Source organism: Undibacterium sp. Ji50W (assembly GCF_049340445.1).
In the GTDB taxonomy this organism is placed as follows: domain Bacteria; phylum Pseudomonadota; class Gammaproteobacteria; order Burkholderiales; family Burkholderiaceae_D; genus Undibacterium.
Genome location: NZ_JBMPOX010000007.1, coordinates 30,141 through 54,590, shown reverse-complemented (window position 1 = coordinate 54,590; position 24,450 = coordinate 30,141). Strand labels below are relative to the sequence as shown.

The 24,450-nt window shown below is 52.3% G+C and carries 19 protein-coding genes; 14 read left to right on the top strand and 5 right to left on the bottom strand.

Features of this window, described 5'->3' with window-relative positions:
- Positions 1-108: 108 nt before the first annotated feature.
- The 10 genes from ACO0K9_RS12620 to ACO0K9_RS12575 all read left to right on the top strand — a co-directional run bounded on the left by ACO0K9_RS12620 (position 109) and on the right by ACO0K9_RS12575 (position 12,206).
- The gene (locus ACO0K9_RS12620) at positions 109-687 is read left to right on the top strand and encodes a 3'-5' exonuclease (RefSeq protein ID WP_422985361.1); all 579 of its coding nucleotides are present in this window, start codon (positions 109-111) and stop codon (positions 685-687) included.
- 95 nt (positions 688-782) lie between these two features.
- On the top strand, positions 783-1,553 hold the full coding sequence (locus ACO0K9_RS12615) for a hypothetical protein (RefSeq protein ID WP_422985359.1): 771 nt from the start codon (positions 783-785) through the stop codon (positions 1,551-1,553).
- A 310-nt stretch (positions 1,554-1,863) separates the two neighbouring features.
- A complete protein-coding gene (locus ACO0K9_RS12610; protein ID WP_422985357.1) occupies positions 1,864-4,923 on the top strand; it encodes a prolyl oligopeptidase family serine peptidase in 3,060 nt (1,019 codons plus the stop codon).
- Between the two features lie 747 nt (positions 4,924-5,670).
- Positions 5,671-6,540, top strand: coding sequence for a hypothetical protein (locus ACO0K9_RS12605; RefSeq protein WP_422985355.1), 870 nt, complete (start codon positions 5,671-5,673; stop codon positions 6,538-6,540).
- A gap of 12 nt (positions 6,541-6,552) precedes the next feature.
- Positions 6,553-7,755 (top strand): acyltransferase family protein, encoded by a 1,203-nt coding sequence (locus ACO0K9_RS12600; protein WP_422985353.1) that lies wholly within the window; start codon positions 6,553-6,555, stop codon positions 7,753-7,755.
- A gap of 142 nt (positions 7,756-7,897) precedes the next feature.
- Positions 7,898-9,283, top strand: a complete 1,386-nt coding sequence (locus ACO0K9_RS12595; protein WP_422985351.1) for a dicarboxylate/amino acid:cation symporter — start codon at positions 7,898-7,900, stop codon at positions 9,281-9,283.
- A gap of 395 nt (positions 9,284-9,678) precedes the next feature.
- The gene (locus ACO0K9_RS12590) at positions 9,679-10,323 is read left to right on the top strand and encodes a hypothetical protein (protein ID WP_422985349.1); all 645 of its coding nucleotides are present in this window, start codon (positions 9,679-9,681) and stop codon (positions 10,321-10,323) included.
- A gap of 84 nt (positions 10,324-10,407) precedes the next feature.
- Positions 10,408-10,758 carry an ArsR/SmtB family transcription factor gene (locus ACO0K9_RS12585; protein WP_422985347.1) on the top strand — a complete coding sequence of 117 codons (351 nt, stop codon included), beginning with the start codon at positions 10,408-10,410 and terminating at the stop codon, positions 10,756-10,758.
- On the top strand, positions 10,751-11,230 hold the full coding sequence (locus ACO0K9_RS12580) for an SRPBCC family protein (protein WP_422985345.1): 480 nt from the start codon (positions 10,751-10,753) through the stop codon (positions 11,228-11,230). Before ACO0K9_RS12585 ends, ACO0K9_RS12580 begins: the two co-directional genes overlap by 8 nt.
- Positions 11,231-11,756: 526 nt before the next feature.
- Complete coding sequence (locus ACO0K9_RS12575; RefSeq protein WP_422985343.1) at positions 11,757-12,206, top strand: hypothetical protein; 450 nt, start codon at positions 11,757-11,759, stop codon at positions 12,204-12,206.
- Positions 12,207-12,256: 50 nt separating this feature from the next.
- Here the strand turns inward: ACO0K9_RS12575 and ACO0K9_RS12570 are convergent, their stop codons facing one another.
- Positions 12,257-13,030, bottom strand: a complete 774-nt coding sequence (locus ACO0K9_RS12570) for a VOC family protein (RefSeq protein WP_422985341.1) — start codon at positions 13,028-13,030, stop codon at positions 12,257-12,259.
- Between the two features lie 242 nt (positions 13,031-13,272).
- Between ACO0K9_RS12570 and ACO0K9_RS12565 the strand changes: the two genes are divergently transcribed.
- Entirely contained in the window at positions 13,273-14,214 is a 942-nt protein-coding gene (locus ACO0K9_RS12565) for a polysaccharide deacetylase family protein (protein ID WP_422985339.1), read from the top strand.
- A 185-nt stretch (positions 14,215-14,399) separates the two neighbouring features.
- The gene (locus ACO0K9_RS12560; RefSeq protein WP_422985337.1) at positions 14,400-16,280 is read left to right on the top strand and encodes a sensor domain-containing diguanylate cyclase; all 1,881 of its coding nucleotides are present in this window, start codon (positions 14,400-14,402) and stop codon (positions 16,278-16,280) included.
- Between the two features lie 130 nt (positions 16,281-16,410).
- Here the strand turns inward: ACO0K9_RS12560 and ACO0K9_RS12555 are convergent, their stop codons facing one another.
- From ACO0K9_RS12555 to ACO0K9_RS12540, 4 genes are all read right to left on the bottom strand, one after another.
- Positions 16,411-16,935: a GNAT family N-acetyltransferase gene (locus ACO0K9_RS12555; RefSeq protein WP_422985335.1), complete on the bottom strand. Its 525-nt coding sequence runs from the start codon at positions 16,933-16,935 to the stop codon at positions 16,411-16,413.
- Positions 16,936-17,040: 105 nt separating this feature from the next.
- Positions 17,041-17,547 (bottom strand): DinB family protein, encoded by a 507-nt coding sequence (locus tag ACO0K9_RS12550; protein ID WP_422985333.1) that lies wholly within the window; start codon positions 17,545-17,547, stop codon positions 17,041-17,043.
- A 233-nt stretch (positions 17,548-17,780) separates the two neighbouring features.
- A complete protein-coding gene (locus ACO0K9_RS12545) occupies positions 17,781-18,812 on the bottom strand; it encodes a Leu/Phe/Val dehydrogenase (RefSeq protein ID WP_422985331.1) in 1,032 nt (343 codons plus the stop codon).
- A 241-nt stretch (positions 18,813-19,053) separates the two neighbouring features.
- On the bottom strand, positions 19,054-19,656 hold the full coding sequence (locus ACO0K9_RS12540; RefSeq protein WP_422985329.1) for a hypothetical protein: 603 nt from the start codon (positions 19,654-19,656) through the stop codon (positions 19,054-19,056).
- A 226-nt stretch (positions 19,657-19,882) separates the two neighbouring features.
- Here ACO0K9_RS12540 and ACO0K9_RS12535 point away from each other — a divergent pair, with 226 nt between their 5' ends.
- A complete protein-coding gene (locus tag ACO0K9_RS12535; RefSeq protein WP_422985327.1) occupies positions 19,883-21,136 on the top strand; it encodes an efflux RND transporter periplasmic adaptor subunit in 1,254 nt (417 codons plus the stop codon).
- 3 nt (positions 21,137-21,139) lie between these two features.
- A complete protein-coding gene (locus ACO0K9_RS12530; protein WP_422985325.1) occupies positions 21,140-24,337 on the top strand; it encodes an efflux RND transporter permease subunit in 3,198 nt (1,065 codons plus the stop codon).
- Positions 24,338-24,450: the final 113 nt, after the last annotated feature.

The following is a 24,450-nucleotide window of genomic DNA, read 5'->3' as shown; positions in this document are numbered from 1 at the left end:
TAGGGGGGCGGTGGTTTTATAAAAAGAATTTCCAGATTTTTTCCCTTTGCTTTGTCCAGCGCGGCAGCCAGATACCCGCATTTCCCTCATTTCCCTTATCATGCTGGCATGACAGAAGATCAGGAAATTCCTCTCCCCCCTTACCCGGGCATACAGGCCAGCGACGTGTTTCTGGTACAGACAGCAACCGATGCTGAGCAGGCGTATGCACATATGTGTGATGCCGACATGCTGGGTTTTGATACCGAATCCAAGCCGGTTTTTTTTAAGGGCCAGCAATCCGATGGCCCCCATCTGATACAACTGGCAACAGACACCCGGGCTTATTTGTTCCCGGTGATGAAAGCCATCAACACCGATGCCGTGCGCGCCTTGCTGGAATCCAAAGTGATACTGAAAGTGGGGTTTGGTCTGGGTGATGATATGAAAAGATTAAAAATCAAGCTGGGTATCACCCCGCAAAATGTCCTTGACCTGGCACGTGTTATGCGCGAAAGCAAGCAGCGCGACATGGGTGCCAAGGCGGCAGTTGCCAAATTCTTTGGTATGAATCTGCAAAAATCCAAGAAAACCTCAACCTCAAACTGGGCTGCCCAGTTGAATGACAGGCAAATCATGTATGCCGCCAATGATGCACAAGTGGCATTGCTGGTCTACCGCAAATGGCTATCTGATCGGCAAGGCTGAACTATTACGCACAGCGATGGTCAGATTGGGCTAATTCACGATTCACGATTCACGATTCACGATTCACGATTCATGATTCATTCCCTGAGGATTTCATGCCGTTAAAAAAGAAGTTGCTGCTGTTGAGTGCGGCCTGGCTGTTGAGCGCCGTCGCTACTGCAGCGAGGGCCGATGGATTGACTGACCTGAAAGCTGCTTTGGCACGCTTGCCAGGGCAATCACCGGTCAAAGCGCTTATCGAAGCAAAAACCTGGAGCCGTCAAGGTGAAGGCAAAGAGCTCGAAGAACAGAATGGCCAGGTCAGCATCGTGCTGGAAGATAGCCCGCGTGGCTTGCAGCTCTTGTTTGGCAAGGATTTACTGGCCCGGCTGGAAGTGGAAGAACGCGCACATGAAAAAGACCCCAAGGCGAAAACCCCCAGCCTGGCGGCCATACGCGAAGTGAATGCCTCGGAATTGCGCCCCATGATTTCAGCGGCAGGCAATCTGACGCGGGCAATGGAAAAAGCCGTGTTCAAAACCGAAAAGGCAGAAACCTATAATGGCAAGCCGGCACGTCTGCTGAGCTTCGAGATACCGGTCGACAAGCTGACAGAAAAAGAACGCAAGTACGTGAAGAAATTTGAAGGCAGTCTGGACATCTGGATTGCTGCCGACGGCACGCCCGTGGCCAGCCGCATGCATCAGGCTATTTCCGGACGTGCTTTTGTCGTCATCAGTTTCGAAACTAAAAATGAAGAAGACCTGGTCTATGGCCTGAGCGGTGACCGCCTCATCGTTGTAAAAAAAGAAACCCACACCAGTGGCTCAGGTGCTGGCGAAAAAGGTGAGATGCGCGTGACAAAAATTTTGCAACTGCAATCCTGAAGCGCAAAATAAACAGGATAATATAAGTTTTTGTGCAGGCAGCCTTGGCCCTGCCTGCGCATGTCATTAATTTAAGAACGTGTTTACGATCTGTAGCGAGCATCAGCGGGGCGAAGAGCAGCGCAAAAAGCGGAATGTACTGTAGTACATGAGCATTTTGAGCAGCGCATGAGCCCCGATCACGCCCGCGCAGTAAGATCGTAAACACGTTCTAAGTAGTACCTAATTAACACCAAGTACCATCAACAAAACAAGAAGAAAGGTTTTCTCAGTGAACATCGTGCATCCGCGTCTTTTGTCATTTTCTGATATGCCATCCATCCCATCTTCAGCACGCCAGCTTTGTGCCATCGCATTGCTGATAGGCCTGAGCTTTGGTATGCATACCTCGACGGTCCATGCGGCTGCCTTGCAGACAGAAGCTGCTGCGACTGGCAGCACGACGCCAGTGTCTGCCAAAAAAGTGATCACCCATGATGTGTATGCCAGCTGGCGCAGCATACAGGGCCATGTACTCAGCCGTGACGGCAACTGGGCAGCCTATGCACTGGTTGGACAAGAGTCAGATGGCGAAGTCGTGGTCAGGAATCTCAAGGACGACCGTGAATGGCGTGCGCCGCGTGGCACTACGCCAGCATTCAGCGCAGATGGTCGTTACCTGGCGTTTGCAATTGCACCAACCAGAGTAGAGCTGGACAAGGCAAAGAAAGAAAAAAAGAAGGGCGATGACTTGCCTAAATCCGGTTTGGGCATGATGGACCTGTCCACCGGTAAAGTGGAAAACATAGACAAGGTCAAACGTTTTGCCTGGCCCGAAGAAGGCGGCAATTTCCTCGCCGTTTTGCTGGAAGCACCGAAAGACTTAAAGAAAGATACAAAAAAAGAAGCAGAAGCAGCGGCCAGCAAGGATGATGACGATGATCAGCAGACCGCCGCCGCAATTGCTGCTGCCAAGAAAAAAGAAGCCGGCACAGAATTTCTATTGATTGACGTTGCCAATGGCAAGCGCACTGCCTACAAGGATGTGGCAGATTTCACCTGGTCCAAGAACGGTGAATTGCTGGCCTTTAATGTGCTGACCAAGGATGCTGCCAAAGAAGGTGCGCGCGAAGGTGTTTACCTCGTCAGCCCGCAAGAAACCACTGCGCGCTATATCATGGCTGGTGCAGGCAGCTACAAGCACCTGCGCTTTGATGAGGTGGGACGCCAACTGGCCTTTGTCAGTAATCGTGATGACGTCGCCAGGAAACGTGCTGAAACCGACAAGGCGGGCAAGAAAAATACTGACGCTGACAAGACAGATGCGGCAGATAAAGCAGATAAGGCAGATAAGGCAGATAAAGAAATCACCGCTTTCAAGCTGTATTACTGGCGTGCCGGTGATACCGAAGCCAAAGCCATCGTCACGGCAGACACATCAGGGATGCCGGCGGGCTGGCTACCCAGTGAACATGCCAGCCTGAGTTTCAGCAAGGATGGCCAACGCCTGTTCTTTGGCACGGCAGAACTGGCAAAAGCCGATCCCAAGGATGCACCAGAACCATTCAAGGTTGACCTTTGGCACTGGAAAGACCCTGAGCTGCAATCCATGCAAAAGGTCAAGGCAGAAAAAGAAAAACAGCGCAGCTACAAAGCCGTGTTTCATACAGGTGAGCAACGTTTCGTCCAGCTCGCCAATAAAACCATCCCGGATGTGCTGGTGAATGACAATCCGCGTTTTGCCATGGGCGCCAGTGATGTGCCTTACAAGATGCAGCAATCCTGGGATGCGCTGTATCACGACGCCTATGCAGTGGATTTGCAAACCGGGCAGGCACGCCTGCTGGTGCAAAAATTGCGCTATGTGCCCAGCCTGTCACCCGGTGGAAAATATGTGCTGGCTTTTGATGCTAATATCAGTACCTGGTTTAGTTGGTCCACCGCCGATGGCAGCAAGACCAATTTGACAGGTAAAATTAAGGCGCGCTTCGAAGATGCAAAACGCGACACACCAGAAGTCAAGGATGCCTATGGCTTTGCGGGCTGGACCGAAGATGATGCCAGCGTCGTTCTATATGACCAGTTCGACCTATGGGAAGTACATCCACAAACCCAGTCCAGCCGTAACCTGAGCGCCGGTTATGGCCGCAAGCATCAGCTTGAACTGCGTTATGTGCCTGTGGATGCAGAGAAAAAACCACCAGCAGAAGAACCCTCACCGGTTGCAGAAGCCAAGGCATTGCCAACAGAATCATGGATACTGGCTGCCACCAATGAAGGCGACCGTTCTACCGGTTACTATCAGCAAAACCCTAAATCAGGTGAGCCCGTCAAACTGATTCATGCAGACAAGATGATCTCAGGTCTGATCAAAGCTAAAAACGCCGATACAGTCTTGTTCACGCAGCAGAGCTTTGTCGAGTTTCCTGATCTGTGGGCCAGTAACCTGCGCTTGCAGTCTCCACAAAAAATCAGCAATGCCAATCCACAGCAGGCCCACTACAACTGGGGCAAGCAAGAGATGATTGAATATACCAGCCTGGATGGCAAGAAGCTGAAAGCCTTGCTGGCCAAACCCGAGAATTTTGATCCGGCAAAAAAATATCCGATGATGGTCTACATCTATGAAAACATGTCGGACAATCTGCATCGTTATGTTCCACCTGCACCGAGTCAAAATATCAATGTCAGCCGTTATCTGAGCAATGGCTATATCGTGCTGCGTCCGGATATCGTTTACAAGACTGGTCATCCAGGCAAGAGCGCCTATAACGCCGTGATACCAGCGGTGCAAAAAGTGCTGGCGCAAGGCTATGTTGATCCCAAGCGTGTCGGCATACAGGGCCATAGCTGGGGTGCTTACCAGATCAATTACCTGATCACGCAAACCACTATGTTCCGCGCGGTGGAAGCTGGTGCATCAATGGCGAACATGATCAGTGGCTATGGCGGCATACGCTGGGGCACAGGCATGAGCCGCGCCTTCCAGTATGAAAAACAGCAAAGCCGCATGGGTGGTGCGCCCTGGAACAAGACCGCAGAATACATAGAAAATTCACCAATATTCCATATCGACAAAGTACAGACCCCGTATCTGACCATCCATAATGATGATGACGATGCAGTGCCGTGGTACCAGGCCATAGAATTTTTCACTGCCTTGCGTCAACTCGGCAAGGAAGCTTACTGGTTTAACTTCAACGGTGAAAAACATGGTTTGAAAGAGCGCGACAACATGAAGTATTACACCGTGCACATGGCGGAATTCTTTGACCATTATTTGTTGGGTAGCCCGCGTCCGGAATGGATGGATAAACCGGTGCCTTATCTGGAGCGGGGGAAGAGGGATGTGATGGGGCAGTTCAAGCCTGTGGGGGCGAAGGCTGAGTAGTCAGCGTAGTGCGCTTATGCTGGCATTACCCGTTGCGATTGAAGTTGTGCAATGGACGCGTTGGATGTTTTAACTCCTTCCCCTTCAAGGGGAAGGTTGGGATGGGGATGGGGCTCAGTCGATAAACGGCAAACTAAATATGGTCGCTCCAGCGCAGGCTGGAGGCTACCGGGCTGACGCTCCACCGGGCTGACGCTCCACCGGGCTGGCGCTCACCGGGCTGGCGCTCCAGCGGCGTTGCTTTTGTGCCGTACTCTGATTAAAACGATTGCCCTGCGTGGAGACAGGCCGGGTCTCGGCCCGGCGGCCGAATTCCTTTCTTTGCTTCGCCAAAGAACGGAATCAAAGAAAGGCGACCGCAGACTCGCTCCCTTCGGGAGTGCCCATTTATGTAGTGCAAAAAATGGGAAGGTCCGAAACTCGCTTCGCTCAGACATCGGCCCTTCTTTTTCCATTTTCTGCACTACACAAATGGCTTCGTCTCAAGCGGATTAAGGTCAAAAACAACACCAACGTCAAAATCAACAACAAAGTCAAAAGCAACAGCAACAGCAACAGCTTCCTTGCAACGACATTAAACGTCAGTGCAAGCACCATCCGTCTTGATCACATACCGACGCAATAATCCAATTCGAGCAGAATGGATTTTCAGTGGAAATATTGCAAATAAAATACTAGTCCCAAAAAAGTAGAAAAATGTCGTAAACGTACAATACATCCGGCAATGAAGCGGGTAGCATCCACATCATGCATAAAACTGACAGGAATCCCCAAGCGCAAACGCATATCTGGCCGGCCAGTGGGCAGGTGGCTGAGCATGTGTTGATGTATGTGGTGCGGGATACCCGCGGTTGTGGTTTGGATGAACAAGATCAGTTGAATCACTTCCCGGCCTCGCCGTTTTGTTGCATCACCTGGATGCTGGAAGGTGAGCTTTGCCTTATACAGCAAGGCAAAGCCAAGCGTGATCAGCGGTTGCCGCAACTATTCCTGGCTGGCTGTCAAAGCCAGTATGGGGTTTCTATGAATATCGGTGAGCGGCATAGTTTTATGACGGTGTTTTATGCGGATGCCTTTCATGCCTTGTTTGAACTGGATTTGTCGACAGTGCAAGACCGTTTTGTCGATGCCCGGGCAAGTATGAATTCGCAAGGCCTGGCTTTGCTGGAGGCGGTTGCTTTGGCAAGCGATGATACAGAGCGGCGTCAGCTTATTGAATATCATGTGATGCAATATGCCAGCCCTTTGTATGCCAACCCCTGGTCACGCTTGCGCAAAATGGGCCAGAATCTGAGCCTGCGCTTGAGTTGCAGTTTGCTTGGTGTAGGTGAGCGTCAGGTACAAAGACGGGCCAGAAAGGAAGCGGGTTTGCCTTTATTGGGTTTATCCCGATTATGGCGCGCCAAACGCAGCCATCACCAGGTCTTGCTTGGCCTGGCGCAGGGGCATGCACCGAATTGGGCTGAACATGCAAGTACCCAGGGGTATGCCGATCAATCTCACCTGATACGGGATTGCAAAGATATTTCAGGACGCAGCCCACAACAATTGCTGAACGATGCCAGGAACAGTGAGAGTGACTGGATGTATCGTTTACAACAGCCCCCTAAGCCTTGAGAGCAGAAAACTATGAATACAAATCAACGTCTGCATTCTCTCGATAATCTCAGAGCCATCATGATGTGGCTGGGCATTGTGGTACATGTGTCGGTCAATTACATGGAGAGTCCCGCACCTACCCCATGGCGTGATAGTCAGACCAGTTTGCTGGCAGATTTGTTGATTGTTTTTATCCATGCGTTTCGCATGCCGGTGTTTTTCATATTGGCAGGTTTTTTTGTGGCCATGCTGGTTGCCAGACGCGGAATCGCCGCTATGTTGCAGCAACGGGTGCGCAAGCTGGTGTGGCCTTTTATGCTGTTCTGGCCTGTGCTGTTTATTGGCATGGCTTTGCTGATGGCAGTGTATGCACATTTGAATGCGTATGGAACAATAGGTGTGGACTTTAGTCTGATCCCGCAAATCCCGGGCCGGGCCAAGGTATCGCTGCTGCATTTGTGGTTCATCTATTATTTGTTTTTGTATTGCCTGGTGTATGCCTTGCTGCTGCGCTTGTCTGTCACTGTACCTTTGGGTTGGCAGGAAGGCTTTGCCAGGAGTTGGAAAATACTTGGCATGAACTGGTGGGGCATACTCTTGCTGAGCTTGCCACTGGCTGTGGCGGGCGGCTTTTATCGAAACGGCATGGTGATACCGCTGGGTTCGTTCTTGCCTGATATTGCAGAGTTTATACATAGCGGCCTGTTTTTCACATTTGGAATTTTCCTCTATCGTTATCAGAGCGAGATACTGGAAAATTTTACGCGTAAGAGTTGGCTTTACCTGATTGCCGGCCTGCCTGTATTCGTCCTGTTTTTGAAACTGAGTAAAAGTTTTGGCAGTGCAGAGTCGACCGGCTATGGTATGCAGTGGGCAATGGCGTATTTATATAATGGCGTCAGCTGGCTCTGGAGTTTTGCCCTGATTGGTTTATTCCTGCGCTATCTGCCAGGCCGGAATCGCGTGCTCACTTACATGGCCGACAGTTCTTACTGGGTCTATCTGGTACATATGCTGGGAACGATGGGATTTGGTATTTTGTTATATCACAGCCCGTTTGCTGCCATAGGGAGAATGATCTGCAATATCTTGCTGACGACAGTGTTTTGTTTGCTCAGTTATCATTTGCTTATTCGTCACCGTTTTATGGGACGTTTTTTAAATGGTGGTACGAAAAAAACCACCGCTGGTCCGGACGCCGGAGCAATCCATCCAAGCCAGGGCGCTCAATAAGAGTCCCCATGCCCCATTCATCCAGCCTCGCGTTATGAGGTAAACGCATGTGCTTCTATTACGAAATGAGTTCTAATAGCAGCGGCTTTGGTGCATGATGTAGGCATCAATATACAAGCTTGGAAGGGTAGGTAATAAGGATATGCAATCTTCAACTAACAAAACCGCTACACCTGCATTACCCAGTGGGCACGGTGCGCGCTGGTGGAAGTCTTTTGGACCGCAAATCGTGGTTGGCCTGGTTGCCGGGATAGTAGTTGGGCTGGTGGCGCGTAACATGGGGACACAAGGGGCGGAAGCGAACTGGTTGCAGGTTGCGCTGGGGGCGGTCGGCAATGCCTATGTCGGCTTGTTGAAGCTGATGATTCCCCCCTTGATTCTGACGGCAGTGGTCAGCAGTATCGCCAATCTGCGCCGCTTGCAAAATGCAGCGCAACTGGCAACACAAACCTTGATCTGGTTTGCCATTACGGCTTTTATTGCGGTTGCCATCGGTCTGGCGATTGGCCTGCTGGCTAACCCTGGTGCTGGTGCCGTGGTCGATGCAGCCAAGGCCGGTGCGCCAGCCCGAACAGGTTCCTGGTGGGCCTTTTTAAATCAGCTGTTGCCAGGAAATATCCTGGGTATGACAGCCAGTAGTTCAGTCAAGCTGGTGGGTGAGAAGGCGGTCGCCAGTACACAGCTTGGTTTCAACGTCTTGCAGTTACTGGTGATTTCCATTGCAGTGGGTATTGCAGCAATCAAGATCGGTGAGCGTGCAGAACCTTTGCTGCGTCTGGTGGATGCAGTTGGTGGTGTGGTGCAGAAAATATTATGGTGGATCATACGCCTGGCACCGATAGGCACGCTGGCGTTGTTGGGGGATGCAGTCGCCAGTTACGGCTGGGATGCGCTGGGTTCACTCGCCAGTTTTAGTGCATCGGTGTATGTAGGTTTGCTGCTGGTACTGTTTATTGTGTATCCGGTGCTGGTGCGCCTGCATGGGCTGTCAGTGCGCCAGTATTTCAGTGGTGTCTGGCCGGCAGTGCAACTGGGATTTGTTTCTCGTTCATCCATGGGCACCATGCCGCTGACTGAACGTGTCACCGAGCGTTATCTGGGTGTGCCGCGTGAATACGCAGCTTTTGCGGTACCCTTGGGCGCGACCACCAAGATGGATGGTTGTGCCTCGATTTATCCGGCGATCTCGGCTATTTTTATCGCACAATTTTATGGCTTGCATCTCGATGTTACGCAATTGGGATTGATTGCCCTGGTGTCCGTACTTGGCTCTACCGCGACTGCGGGCACGACCGGTGCAACCGTGATGTTGACACTGACCCTGTCTACCGTTGGCTTGCCGCTTGAAGGCGTGGGCCTGCTGCTGGCGGTGGAACCGATCATCGACATGGGGCGTACCGCCGTTAATGTCGCCGGTCAGGCCCTGGTGCCAACCATCGTCGCCAAGCGCCTGGGTTTGCTGAACCTGGAACTTTACAATGCTGAGCGCACGGCAGAGGCGCTGGAGGCAGAACCGGCAACACATTAATCCCGTTTGCCTGAGCAGGGGGCACTTCTTTTCCCCGCCTGATGGCAGCGGAGATGAAAGACGGTGGCCATAGCTGCAAACATATCATCGGCCAAAGAAAATGATTGATTTGGTATGTCAGAGTAGTAATATTTTTTGCAAAAATTGCCGCTCTGCATCTGCACTGCAACATTTTCTCAAGTAGGGCTTGTCAGTCGCCAGGTATTGTTAAATACTGAAACTGAGCTGGTTTCATAATCTCCGTCTTTTTCTTTATAGAATTCATTCCATACATGGAATGAATTCTATAAACTCTTGATATACCAGACGAAGTGCCAGGTTTCATTTGAAAGCCGTCGATCGTGCGTGCAATTCTTTTGTTGCTTTTGTTGCTTTTGTTTTTTGCCTGTACTGATGTGCGTTCCCGCCAGCAGACCAGGGAGAGCGAGGTTTTGCATTTTTCTTCTTCTCTTAGCGAAGCCGGTGAAGCCTTTGCGGACAGCAAGCGCCTGTTGGAAAAACTCTGTCATCAACATGGCTTGGTGTGCAGCCTGGCAGCTTATCCATCCGGCCGTGCCATCAAGATGTTGCAGGATGGTGAAACCGCCGGCGAATTGCCACGGTTTGAAGAATTTCAAAATATGGCACCTACGGCGATTCGCGTGCCTACAGCCTTGGGGCAGTTGAGCTTTAGTGTGCTGACCCACGACAAGACACTCATCGTCAAATCCCTGAATGACCTGAGCAGGCACAAAGTATTTTATGTGCGCGGTAATGCTGCTATTGCAGCACACAAGGAAGTGGAACAATTGATCGCAGTCAACTCGGAACAGGATTGTGCCAACATGGTGTTAAGAAAATTGGGTGATGCCTGCATCATGACCAAGTCCATGGCGCGCAAGGTTCTTGAAGACTATCATCAGGCGGCGGAGAGTTATTTCCTGCAAGACCTGTTTATGAAGCCGGTTTATCTTTACCTGTCGCCACGTTACAAGTATTTGCAAGACATCTTTGATCAAAGCCTGAAGCATTTGCGGCCGGAAGAAAAAATCGCACAATAAGTCAAATTCAATACAAAGGTGTTTACCTAAGTATTAATCTGGGCTATATTGATGAGCATGTCTGCTCATTCTATGTAACTCGACATGCAAATCAACACGCAACCCAGCACGCAACTCGACCAACTATTTTCTGCCCTCGGTGATACTACCCGGCGCGCCGTACTGGCACGTCTGTGTCGTGGGCCGGCCGCGGTGAGCGAACTGGCGCAGGATTTCGACATGGCGTTGCCATCGTTTACCCAGCATTTGCGGGTACTTGAAGATTCTGGTCTGGTGATGTCGGAAAAAAAAGGCAGGGTCAGAACGTATCAACTGGCACCACAGGCTTTGAAAGAGGCCGAGATTTGGCTCTCCCAACAGCGTAGCGATTGGGAAAGCCGTTTTAATCAACTTGATCATTATCTGAACAAGATAAAGGAGAAACACGATGTCTGAAGCTATTACAGAAGAAAACAAATTCGATCTGGTGCTGGAAAGAATAGTCGATATCCCGCCATCGCTGGTCTGGGCTGCCTGGACTACCCCTGCGCATTTGCTTGAATGGTTCACGCCAGCACCCTGGAAAACCGTAGACTGTGAAATTGAACTGAAAGCTGGTGGCATCTTCCGTACGGTAATGCGTTCACCCGAAGGTGTTGATCATGACAATGTGGGCTGTTACCTCGAAGTCATTCCTGGTCAGAAGCTGGTATTCACCGATACCCTGGGCCCTGGTTTTCGTCCTACCGGCAATTCTTTCATGACGGCTATCATCATATTTGAAGCGCATGATGCAGGTACCAAATACAAGGCGGTCGTCCTGCATAAAAATGCAGAAGACAAACAAAAACATATGGACATGGGATTTCATCAAGGCTGGGGAACGGCGCTCGATCAACTGGTCGCCCACATGAAAAAACTCAATTGATGGGAACAGGCTGTATGCAGCATGAACTCGCTTTTTTACATACCTCGCCAGTGCATGGTGCCAGCTTTGAAGTCCTGGTGCAGGAAATGGCACCGGGACTGAAGGTGCATCATCAGGTAGTCCCATCCTTGTTGACCGCTGCCCAGCAACTGGGGCTTGCAGATGTGAGTGTGATCCGGGATGTAGAGCATGCGGTGCAAGAGGCCGCAGCCAGTGGAGCACGCATGGTAGTGTGTACGTGTTCTAGAACTCATTTCATCAATAGGGATGAGTGCGAGCAAGGCGATTCGGGATGCAGTGCGAGGCGTCAAGGGTGACACTTGCAGCTAAGGCTAGTGCCTTAGCAAGCGGCGCAACGCTGCAATGCGCCCGAATCGCCAGCTCCCGGAGGGTTTGTCTCATAACGCGTGCTGGACTGCAAGGGTGTGAACAATTCGACTCGTTGTCAATAGACCCGCTATTGACTGCCTCGTCCGCCTTGCCAGCCCGCGTTATGAGGCAAACGCATCTCACCCCTATTTATGAAATGAGTTCTGGCATAGGTGCTGTGGCAGAGCGCATGGCCGGGCATACGGGTTTTCAGACCGCCAGAATAGATCGCGCCATGGCTGATAGTGCCGTCACATTGGGGCCGCGTATTTTACTGGTAGCTGCACTGGAAACCAGCTTGTTACCAAGCACCGAATTGCTGATGGAGTCAGCCCATGTTCTGGGTAAGCCTGTCAGCATCAGCAATTTGCTGGTCAGTGATGCATGGGCGCATTTTCTGCAAGGGGACAGCGATGCCTATCTGCACGCGATCAGCAAGGCAGTCAGGACTAAAATGCTTGAGCAGGCTGCCGCTGTGGATGTCATTGTCCTGGCACAGGCATCCATGGCAGCGGCAGCACTGGCATTGTCTGACATAGACAAGCCAGTCTTGTCCAGCCCCAGACTGGGTGTGGCGCGCGCTATCGGGTTTTTGCAACACCGTTAAGCTTGCAACGCCGGGGTGTCATCCTTGGGGCGGCATCTATTTTTTTGAGGCTAGCTTTGCTGATAAATCGCAAACACAGCACCTTGCGGGTCAGCCAGGACCGCAAAACGACCAGTATTGGGAATATCTGTGGGCGCTACATACGTGGCGGCACCCAGCGCCTGGGCTTTGGCAGCGGCGGCGTCACAGTCGTCCACGTTGAAATACGCCAGCCAGTGTGAGGGTGCCATGACACCATCCGGCAAGGCCATCATGCCGCCTATGGGCGTGCCATTTTGCTGCCATTCCGTATAGGTCATGCCACCACCGGTACCAGTGTTGGCACCCCAGCCAAACAAGGCCGTGTAATACGCTTCTGCTTTTGCTGTATCACTGCTATTGAGCTGGCCCCAGCAAAAGGCACCCGCTTCATTCTGCACGCCGATACCGGTGTTTTTACCCGGTTGCCAGATATTATGAAATGCCCCGGTGGGGTCTTTCAATACCGCCATGCGGCCCAGGTCAAATACATCAAATGCAGGCACGACGATTTCCCCACCCAGTTCTGCGCAGCGTTTTGACGTTGCTTCCGCATCCTCGCTGGATATATAAATTATCCAGTGTGGTGGTATGCCAGCCTGGCGTTCAGCATGCAGGGTATAGGCAGCAGCGGCGTCATTTTCCTTAAGCTGGAAAATGGTGTACACGCCTTCCGGTCCCATGTCCTGGTCATTGGCAATCCAGCCGAAAAGTTCACCATAAAATGCCTTGGCGGCCTTTTGATCATTGGTGGCAAGTTCTACCCAGCAAAATGCACCGGGTTGGTGTGAAGTGATGATACTCATGCGGATATCTCCCTCAGGTTGGACGCAGGATGTGGACACAGTTTCAGCGGCGCAGAAGCGCTGGTAGAGCTTACGGAATTATATGCTTCCAATGCAGGATTGGAATACTTATCTGTAGATTCCTGTCTGGAAATCTGATAGCCACACAAAGTGACAGCCTGGCTCACCATGCTCCCGTGTGCCATGTAAAAACCTGATGGTATGCTACGTTCTTGATAGCACTTCAGATACGTCCATTCCAGATGAAATTATTCCGCCACTACCTCTCCGTGTTCAGTTGTACCTGTGCGTCTGCACTCCTGCTTTTTGCTGGCGATGGTCATGCACAAACAGTCGCTTTCACTTTTGATGATGGCCCTCAGTTGGAGCAAACACCCAAGCTCAGCCCCCAGCAACGCAATCAAGCCATGCTGGATGCGCTGGCCAGGCATGGCGTATGTGCAGCCTTGTTTGTGACCGCCGCGAATGGTGCGAATCAGCCCGCCGGTTATGCGCTGGCCAAAGCCTGGTCCGATGCCGGACATGCGATAGGCAACCACAGCATGACGCATCCTGATCTGCATAGCGAAAAAGTCAGCCTGGCCCAATACCAGCAAGAGATACTTGATTGCGACAAGATCATCACTACCTTGCCTGGTTACCAGAAGTGGTATCGCTATACTTATTTGCGTGAAGGCAATACGCCAGAAAAGCGTGATGGCATGCGTAGTTTTTTAAAACAGCACGATTACAGGAATGCCTATGTCAGCCTGGATACCAGCGACTGGCGTTTAAATGAAAAGCTGACAGCTGTGTTGAAGAAAAATCCGCAAGCTGATGTTAGCCCTATCAAGCGGGCTTATCTTGCCCATGTGCGGCAGCGAGCAGAAGCGTATCGTGCCTTATCCTGGCAATTACAGGGGCGTGATATTGCGCAAGTCATGCTGATGCACCATAACCTCATCAACGCACTGTGGCTGGATGATGTGATTCAACAGTTCCGCGACATGGGTTGGTCCTTTATTACACCAACTGCCGCGTTGAATGATCCCGTGTACCAACTGATGCCAGAACGTGCGGCGGCAGGTCAGAGTCTGTTACTCTCCATGGCAAAAACCTTGGGACTGGGCAAGTTTGCCGGATGGGAACGGCTGGTGGATGATGGCGATTTTGAAATTGAGGCTTTGAAGCAACAGGGTCTGTAGTGATACAGGTGGAACTCAGGCATCATGTAAACTGACTTTGGTATATGATGGCTTGGCACAGTGCAACATACTGTTGTCACCATGAAATGTACTGTCAAGCCAGATTCTTGCAATGATGTTATTGCTTGGCAAAATATCTGCTTGTGCAGTGTATTTCTCACGATGGATGCCTGAGATTGATCAGCTTGGATACTTCGTTTGAAAGCCAGAATAACAAGCCACATGACAGCCAGCATGTGCTGGCTCTGTATCGCCTCATCTTGTCGGGCATCGCAGGTAAAACCCCCTACAATGAACTATTGCAACAGTTGATTGACCGCCTGGAACAGCAATACGCGGGTTGCATGACGATTCTGCTGCTGGCAGGCACCGGTGAAGACCAGCCTGCCGAATTGTTTGCTGCCAGCATGCCCCCGGGCGAACTTGACAACCTAGTCAATCACTCAACTGCGCAAGACATTCTGGCTTTTTTAGGGCAGTCGGCAGAGGGCGTATTGGGGACAGATGCCATGCTGGAAGCTGGCGTTTTTCAACAGGCATGTTTGCATGGCGGTACCGTTATGCCGCAGTTATTGCCTGTAGCTTGCCTGCCTGTCCGCAGCGCCGGGCAAACCTTGTTGGGTGGACTCATACTGCTGCAACAGGAAAATCATCCATTCACTGCATTGCCGGCACCAATCGTAGCCGAGCTTCCTGGCATGATTTCCACCATCGTTGAATACCGTGCCGACCAGAAAAAAATTCAGGCTGCGCATGATGCTTCGCGCAAAAGCCACGCCAATATGATGCGCATGGCACTGGCGATAGAAGGCAGTGCAACCGGCATCTGGGACCGGGATATCCAGTCTGGCGAAATTCATTATTCACCCGGCTGGAAAGCCATACTCGGTTATGCCGACCATGAAGTATCCAACCGTATAGAAGATAGTTATACGCGCCTGCACCCGGAAGACCAGGCCTATGTGCGCGCTACCATGCAGGCGCATTTCGAAGGCGAGACAGAAAGCTATGCGGTTGAACACCGCGTGCGCTGCAAGGATGGCAGTTATAAATGGATATCCAGTCGTGGTAAAGTGGTCAGCCGGGCAGAAGATGGCAAGCCCTTGCGTATGCTGGGTACGACGACAGATATCACCGCCATGCGCACGCTGTCAGAACGTCTGCAGCAAAGTGTAGACCTGGTGACCTGCCTGACCAATGAAGTACCAGGTCTGGCTTATCAATACCGTATGCTGCCGGATGGTGAGGAGTGTTTTTCCTATGTCAGCGAAGGCATACGCGATATCTATGAATTGACACCGGCGCAAATCAACGAATGCGTGGCCTTGATTCATGAGCGCATTCACCCTGACGATTTTCCGGCTTACCGGGCGGCTATCCTGGCGTCGTCAAGCCGGCTGGAACATTTGCATCACGAATACCGTGTCAACCTACCGCAGCAAGGCATGCGCTGGCGTCAGATGGATGCGCGTCCACGACGCTTGCCCGATGGCGAAACCTTATGGCACGGCTTTATTACCGACGTTACCGAACACAAGCGCATAGAGCAAGAATTGCAGGAACTGGCAACCACAGACTTCCTGACACAAATCCCTAACCGGCGCAGTTTCATGGGGCGCATGGAAGAAGAGCTGGCCCGCATACACCGCGGCGCTGGCAATCCATCTGCGGTATTGATGTGTGACCTGGACAATTTTAAGATCATCAACGACACGCATGGCCATGCCGCAGGCGATCTGGTGCTAAGGCATTTCGCCAATATCCTGCAGGACGAATTGCGCAAGACAGATTACGCCGGTCGTGTAGGTGGCGAAGAGTTCGCCGTCGTCCTGGCTGGTGCGAATGTGGCGGAAGCGACAGTGTTCGCGCAAAGGATACAAAAACAAATGCGCGAGACGCCTGTCAATGTAAGTGGGCAAATTATCCCTGTCACGGTCAGCATCGGCATCGCCGTCATGCAGGCCAGCGATATCGATGCCGATGTATCACTGTCACGCAGCGACATGGCCTTGTATCAGGCCAAGGAAAGTGGCCGCAACCGTATCATCGTTGCGGTAGATGGGTGATTTGGCTCAGTTAAATTTGGCTTGGTTAAATTTGTTTGTGCGTTGTTTGTGCGTCGGGCTTGAGTCAGCCATGAGTCAGCCATGAGTCAGCCATGAGTCAGCCATGAGTCAGCCATGAGTCAGCCATGAGTCAGACGCGATTCAGCCAGTCTTCACGACGCATCACATATACCGCCGTATCCATGTCGTACCAGCGTTCTATGCCGCGATACTGCATGCCCAGTTTTTTCATGACATGGGCTGAAGCCAGGTTTTCCTGATGGCAGACCGCAAATAAGGAATCACCCTTGACGGTTTCAAAGGCAAATGCCGCCATCGCCTGTGCCGCTTCTGACGCATAACCCAGATTCCATTTATCCTTGCGCAGGCGCCAGCCTATTTCCAGCGGATTAGCCGGGTCGCGTCCCAGGTATTGTATGCAACCGGCACCGATGATTTCATTGGTGTCGAGTTCGATAAAGCTCCACCAGGAAAAGCCGAATTCTAACCAGCGCCCTTTGACGCGTTCTATGACCGCCAGGGTTTCTTCCGGCGTTTCCGGTTTGCCTGTGATGTAACGCATGACCTCAGGCTCACTGTTCATGCGCGACAGACCTTCAAAATGGCTGTCAGTAAACGGTTCCAGGCGCAGGCGTGCAGTCGTGAGTATGGTCATGGTGTGATCAGTTCTGATGGACAGGCGATCAAGTGTAAACCTGAGCGTCGGCGGTTTCAAGCGCCTCGATGTCCCTGCATGCTTTACCAGGGAATAAGCAAATCCTCAGACACGCAGCACATCCCTGACAAACACGGTAAGGTCGCTGGATTGCGGCATGACGCCGGCCTGATACATCATGTCGCCGACAAAACCGCGGTGGTAAGTGGAATGATTGACGACGTGCAGCAGCATTTCCTGACAACTCATGACACCCTGGCCACCACCGATAAAATTGAAATGGATGACGCGCTCCAGGTCAGCCTCACTAAGTTCTTGCGTAAAATCCCGGTACCACTGATCCATATTTTTTACGGCATCCCACAGTTCGTGCAGAGGCGGCGTGCTGGCCGTATTGCGATCCTGGTAGCCATGCTGCTGCCCCAGTAAATGCGCACGAAACACGTCATCGATGACATGGATGTGATTCATGGTGTGCAGCATATTGCCAAAGCGCGTCGCTCTGGGACGCAATAACTCTTCCTCTGGCAAAGCACTCAGCATGGAAAACATCTTGTCATCTGCCCAGGCTTTGTAGTGAGTCAGCATGCGACTATTCGATAATGCGGTCATTGCTTTGCTCCGTTTTTTGAGTCAGCAATCAGAATAAGCTGTTTAAGATAAGGGAAATAGATACAGATCTTTGCAATTGAGAGAGATACACGGGGTGGTGTCATTTGTATGTGGGAAGCCATGCCATTGCTATTGCTATTACCCAGGCGCTACCATAGCAGAAAATAAAAAAACCACCTGATTTCAATCAGGTGGTTTTTTGTTTCGCCAAGCAGACAATAAGCAGACAAGCTTTATTTCTTGAACTTCGCTTCCGCAATACGATCAGCAACAACGCTGGTGGGCAAGCCTTCAGCATCGGCGCGGGCAAATATTTCTGCCAGGGTGTCACCGATGCGGCGTACGTGGGCGACCATGCCGTCTTCCGGTGTGTTCAGGTATTCGTAGCACACCTTGATAATGCCACCGGCATTGATCACAAAGTCAGGTGCATACAGGATGCCTTTCTGGCGGCAGATTTCACCCATGTCGGCAGTGGCCAGTTGATTATTTGCGCCACCGGCGACGATCCTGGCTTTCAGGCGTGACAGCGTGTCCGGGTTCAGGGTGGCACCGAGGGCGCAAGGGGCATAGATATCGGCTTCCACATCATAGATGGCATCAATGGCCACGACTTCTGCACCCAGTTCTTCCTGTGCGCGCTGCAGTGCTGCCTGATCAATGTCGGTGACGATGAGTCGGGCACCGGCTTCTTTCAACTGGCGTGCATAGTCATAGCCGACATGTCCCAGGCCCTGCAGTGCCACGGTCAGGCCATCAAAGCTGTCACGCTTGAAATGGTGTTTTACTGCAGCCTGGGCACCAACAAAGCAACCCAGTGCCGTAAACGGCGATGGATCACCACGGTCACCCAGACCGGCAACGTAATTGGTTTTGCTGGCGACATGGGCCATATCGACAGGGCTGGTGCCGACATCTTCTGCCGTCACATAACGGCCGCCCAGGCGCTCCAGGGCTTCACCCAGGGCTTCAAACAGGGCCGGGCTCTTGTCGGTTTTAGGATTGGCGATGATGACACTCTTGCCGCCGCCGATGGGCAGGCCGGCAACTGCATTCTTGTAGGTCATGCCGCGCGACAGACGCAAGACATCACGTACAGCTTCTGCTTCATCTGCATAATTCCACATGCGGCAACCACCCATGGCCGGGCCGAGCTTGGTGTTGTGGACAGCGATGATGGCTTTCAGGCCGGATTTGGCCTCAGACGCGAACACGACTTGTTCGTGGTCGTCAAAATTGATTTCATTGAATACAAAGGCGGTCATGCTTATGGCTCCGCGCGGATTAACCAGGCGATCTGCCGGATCAGGCAGATGCGGTCATACCGCAAAAAAGTTAATAAATTGAATAAGTTTTTGGTACTGGCCTGCAAATAACAAGAACCTTTGATCACGGGTTGGTGTAAGCAAAAGCGTGGGGCGGTGATTGTGTCACGCGCTGCGCAGTATAGGGGAATAGGGGGGGAAACTCAATCTTGCCAAGCGGCTATGAGTTATGGGCAGCGATTCAGGCAGCCGCATTAATGTGTGTCAGATCAAGCAACTCTTGTAGATAGTGTTCCTGGGTTTTCAGGCAAAAACCGCTGGAGTAGGGATTCATGAAGCCATGCTTGCTGCCTTTGACCAATTCTGCCGCGTGGCCGCGCTGGCGCATGTCGCTGACCAGTTCTGCCGGTTCAAAGGCCGCTTCCTGTTCGGCAAAAATCAGGCGCAGGGGGCAGGCAGGCTGTAGGTCACGGTGATCGCGTATGCGTGAACCATAAAACAGTACTGCCTGTTGCAGATTTGCCATGGCAGGATTCGCACTATTCAGCCATAGCGCACTGGCACCAGCACTGAAGCCGATGGCATACCGCAGACTGGACTGATGGTCCTTGATAAGCTGGGACAACTTGTCTGCATAGGCGGCAACCCCACCCTGGGCGATAAACGCATGATAGGCCAGGTTTTCTGCAGGGTACTGTATGGTTTCACCGCTAAACGGCGAGGCAATCAGGCAGGGTAAGGGAAGTTGCCGCGCAAAGCTGGCAATCGCTGGTGTATTGCCAAAAACATCCGTGACGATCAGTAAGACAGGTGGTGCCGCGGCGGGTGATGCAGATACAGACACAATAAGCAGCAGGATGAATGCGAAAGAGGGCGCAGCCTACCGGACTTGCGACAACATTGCAAGAAGTACCGGGCCCAGTTCCAAGTATTTCTTGCCGGAAAATTCAGGCAGTGATGCGTGATTGACATCGCACAGCCTGCTCATGGATACTGCGTAACATATTGGAACTTTTTGTTACAAATCAGGCTCTTGCCGCCTTATTCCCATGATTATACGGAGATTCACCATGTTGCGACCCAGTCTTATGCGACCCAGTCTGATTGTCTTATCCCTGGCCCTGGCTTTGAGTGCCTGTAGCAAAGGGAATAAAGACAGCAAAGAATCAGATCAGGCAAAAGCTGCCACAGCATTGGACAAGCCCTTGCTGGTAACGGAAGAGGATTTACAGCTTATACAAAACAGTGCCCTGTCTTCTGGCCCGGTGATTACCGGCTCGATACAGCCTGAACGCAAGGCAGATTTGCGCTCCGAATTATCGACCGTGGTCTTGCAGGTACTGAAAGAAAATGGCGAGACAGTCAAACGTGGTGATTTGCTGGTGCGGCTGGATGATACTTCCATCCGCGACAGCCTGAATTCGGCGGAAGAAGCAGCGCGCGCATCGGCACAGACACTGGAACAGGCAGAACGTCAGTTCCAGCGCCTGAAAACCCTGCGTGCCTCGGGCATGACATCGACGCAATTACTGGAAGATGCAGAAATCCGTCGCAATAATACCCAGAGCGACCTGGTCGCGGCCAAGGCGCGTTCTGTGCAGGCCAGGCAGCAATTGCAACGTACCGAGGTCAGGGCACCGTTTGACGGTGTTGTCAGCGAACGCAAGGTGTCTGCCGGTGATACTGCCCAGATCGGCAAGGAACTGGTGAAAGTGATAGACCCTACCAGCATGCGTTTTGAAGGTTTGCTGTCTGCCGACAAGGTCAACAATGTCAAGATCGGGCAAATGGTCAGTTTCCGCGTCAATGGTTATGGTAATCAAGGTTTTACTGGCAAGGTCAAGCGTGTCGATATGGCGGCAAATGCCACCACCAGACAGGTTGAAGTGCTGGTGGCATTTGCCGATAGCAATCCACCACGCGTGTCTGGCCTGTATGCCGAAGGGCGGGTCGAGACTGGTACCAGCCAGACGCTGATGATCAAGAGTACCGCTCTGCTGCGGGATGGCGACAAGGCCTATGCCTGGCGCGTCAAGGATGGCTTGCTGAAGAAAGTCAGCCTGACCATTGGTGAGCGCGATCCGCGCCGTGGCGATTTTGAAGTCCGTAGCGGCTTGGTCAACGGTGACAAGGTGGTACGTAATCCGGTATCCACCCTGATAGACGGGCAAAAGGTGCAGATGATTGCATCCGTCGCTTCGAATGTCCCCACTGCAAGCGCCACAACAGCTGCAACTGCTGCTGCAACTGCAGCAACCGCAGCCCCCACGTCAGCTTCAGCCACAGCCACATCCACAGCATCCACATCACCAGCCGGGAAATAAGCCATGTTCCTCTCCGATTTCAGTATCAAGCGCCCGGTGGCGATGATCGTGATCATCATCACCCTGATGTGTGTGGGCTTGCTGGCGCTCAAGAAACTCAAGGTTAACCAGATCCCCGACGTGGAAGAACCAGTGCTGTCCATAGGTATACCCTACCCGGGTGCATCACCTGAAACAGTGGAACGCGAGATCATCAACCGCCTGGAAAAATCACTGCAAAGCATTACCGGCGTGTATCAGGTACGTTCCACTGCCAACGAAGGCAGCGCCAGCATCACCATCGTCTTCAACTTCAACAAGAACATGATTGAAGCCTCGGAAGAGGTCAGGAATGCGATTGCATCAATACGCTACAAGATGCCAGTGGAAATGCGCGAGCCTGTGATTGAAAGACGCGACCCCTCGGCACAGCCCATCATGCAACTGGCACTGACTTCGGATGGCCTGACCCATGCAGAAATTTCACGCATGGCCGAAGATGAATTGTCCGATAAATTCCGTGCCATAGATGGGGTCGCAACAGTCTCCGTTGACGGTGCCCTGAAACGGGAACTGACCGTCTTGTTGCGTGCGCAAAAACTGCGTGAATACAATGTGTCGGTGGCAGAAGTGGTGACCGCCTTGCGCAACCAGAACACCACGGCGCCGGTGGGCAAGGTCAAGGGCCGGCTGGATGAGCAAAGCATACGCCTGATAGGACGCATAGAATCACCAGCCGAATTCCAGAACATCGTCATCAAGCGACGCGGTAATGAACTGGTCAGGCTGGCACAGGTGGCCGATATTGCCGACAGCTTTGCTGAAATCAATGGGTTCAGCGTGCGCAATGGCCAACCGAATGTAGGTATCTCCATCACCCGCTCACGCGATGCCAGCACAGTCACGGTGGCCGGCAAGGTGCGTACTCTGGTTGAAGACATCAACAAGACTTTACCGGCTGGCACCAGGATGGAAGTCACCCAGGATGGCGGTAAGGATGCGCAAAGCAGCCTGAATAACGTGATCGAATCGCTGATGTTCGGTGCCGTACTGACGATTTTTGTGGTGTATGTATTTTTGAACTCATGGCGTTCCACACTGATCACCGCGATGAGCTTGCCAACATCGGTGATCGCAGCCTTTATCGCGGTCTGGCTGTGCGGCTTTACGCTGAACTTCATGACTCTTCTGGGCTTGTCGCTGGCGATCGGGGTACTGATTGATGATGCGATTGTGGTGCGCGAAAATATTGTGCGGCATATGGAAATGGGGTCCGACCGGCGCACGGCTGCCAGCAACGGTACCAAGGAAATCGGACTGGCCGTGGCAGCCACGACCTTCTCCATCATTGCCGTGTTTATCCCTGTGGCTTTCATGCCTGGTGTGTCGGGTGAATGGTTCAGGCCCTTTGCATTGACGGTGGCCAGCTCGGTGCTGGTCAGCCTGTTTATCTCGTTCACGCTGGACCCGATGTTGTCTGCTTACTGGGGCGACCCGGTTGGGCATCATCTGCAACCCAGACGTGGCATCAGCCGGGTATTGGCTAAATTCAATACCTGGTTTGATCATCAGGCCGACCGCTACGGCAATGTGATTGCCTGGGCCTTGCATCACCGCGTCTGGATGGCCATCATTGCTGGGTTGAGTCTTGTGGGGGCACTGGCCTTGCACATAACTAAAGGTGGCACCAGTTTTTTGCCGACGGCTGACAATGGCACCATCATGATTGATATCCGCACGCCATCGAGTTCCAGCCTGGAATATGGTCGCCTGAAAGTGGAAAAAGCCGCTGAGCTGGCACGTACCATCAAGGAAACCAAGGTTACCAACAGCATCATCAACAGCACCGGTGGCCGGGTGTACGTGGATATCGGCAAGAGTACCGAAAGAGCACGTTCAGCGGTAGAGATCGCAGTCGAATTGCGCAAGAAAGTCGGCAGCATTATCGGTGCCGAATATGTGGTGCAGGACGATTTGCAAAACGGTGGCCGTAAGCCGGTACAGATACAGTTCTCTGGCCCTGATTCGCGCAAGCTGATGCAGATCGCCAATGATTTCATGGAAAAACTCAGCAAGGTCAACGGTGCCGTTGATGTCGGTTTGTCCGAGCAAGACCCGAAAGATGAATTGCAGATAGAGATGGATCGTGGCCTGGCGAATTCCCTAGGTATTTCAGTCAATGATGCAGCGCAGGCTTTGCGCGTGGCATTTGCCGGTGTCGAGATCGGTGACTGGGTTGACCCTACCGGAGAAGCACGGGATGTCGCGGTGCGTCTGCATCCGGAAGACCGCGTCAGTGCTGAAAACATAGAACGCCTGCCGATTGCCGTGGCTGGCAGTGACAAGATGGTGCCACTGGAGCAGATTGCCACCATCACCATGGGCAAGGGACCGGCCAAGATTCAGCATACCGATGGCAAGCGCATGATTGCCGTGTCCGCCAATGCCCAGGGCAGGTCGCCTGGCGAAGTGACGGCAGATGCCTTGAAGATCGCCAAGGCGATCAATTTCCCTACCGGTTTCGGTATCGAACTGGGTGGCGCTGCGCGCTCGCAAAAAGAACTGTTTACTGAAATGACGATTGCCCTGGTATCCGGTATCGGCCTGATGTACCTGATCCTGGTCATGCAGTTTGGTTCTTTCACGGCACCTATCGCCGTCATGCTGTCGCTGCCCCTGAGCCTGATCGGTGTGGTGGTGGCCTTGCTGCTAACGAAGGGTACGCTGAACCTGATGAGCTTCATCGGCATTATCATGCTGATGGGGCTGGTGGCAAAAAATGCGATTCTCTTGCTGGATTGCGCCCGCAAACGGGAAGAAGAAGGTTTTGATCGTGAAGAGTCATTGATGTATGCCGGCCGCAAGCGCCTGCGCCCCATCCTGATGACCACCTTTGCCCTGATTGCCGGCATGCTGCCGGTGGCTATTGGTTTAGGTGAGGGCGGTGAATTCTACCGTCCATTGGCGATTGCGATTATTGGCGGCACCATCACGTCAACCTTTCTGACTTTGCTGGTCGTGCCGACTTTCTATGACAGCATAGAAATCAGCTTTGACCGTATGATGGCAAAATTCCGGCGTCGCGAAACGCGCTGGAATACCCTGTTTGCCTTTGTGCTGACCTTGATCGAGGCTTTGCTGACCTTGCTGATGATACGGTTTATTTACCGTCTGCCTTTCAAGGCCTGGCGTTTGATGAACGGACGCCCGGCAACGGCATAGTTGCCGCGTGGATTGCCTGAAGTAAATACCCATCTTGCTGGTGGGTATTTTTTTAGCAATTCTGAAATCGCATGGCAGAATTTTTTTAAGGGTTTAAATTGTTTGGCCCAAAA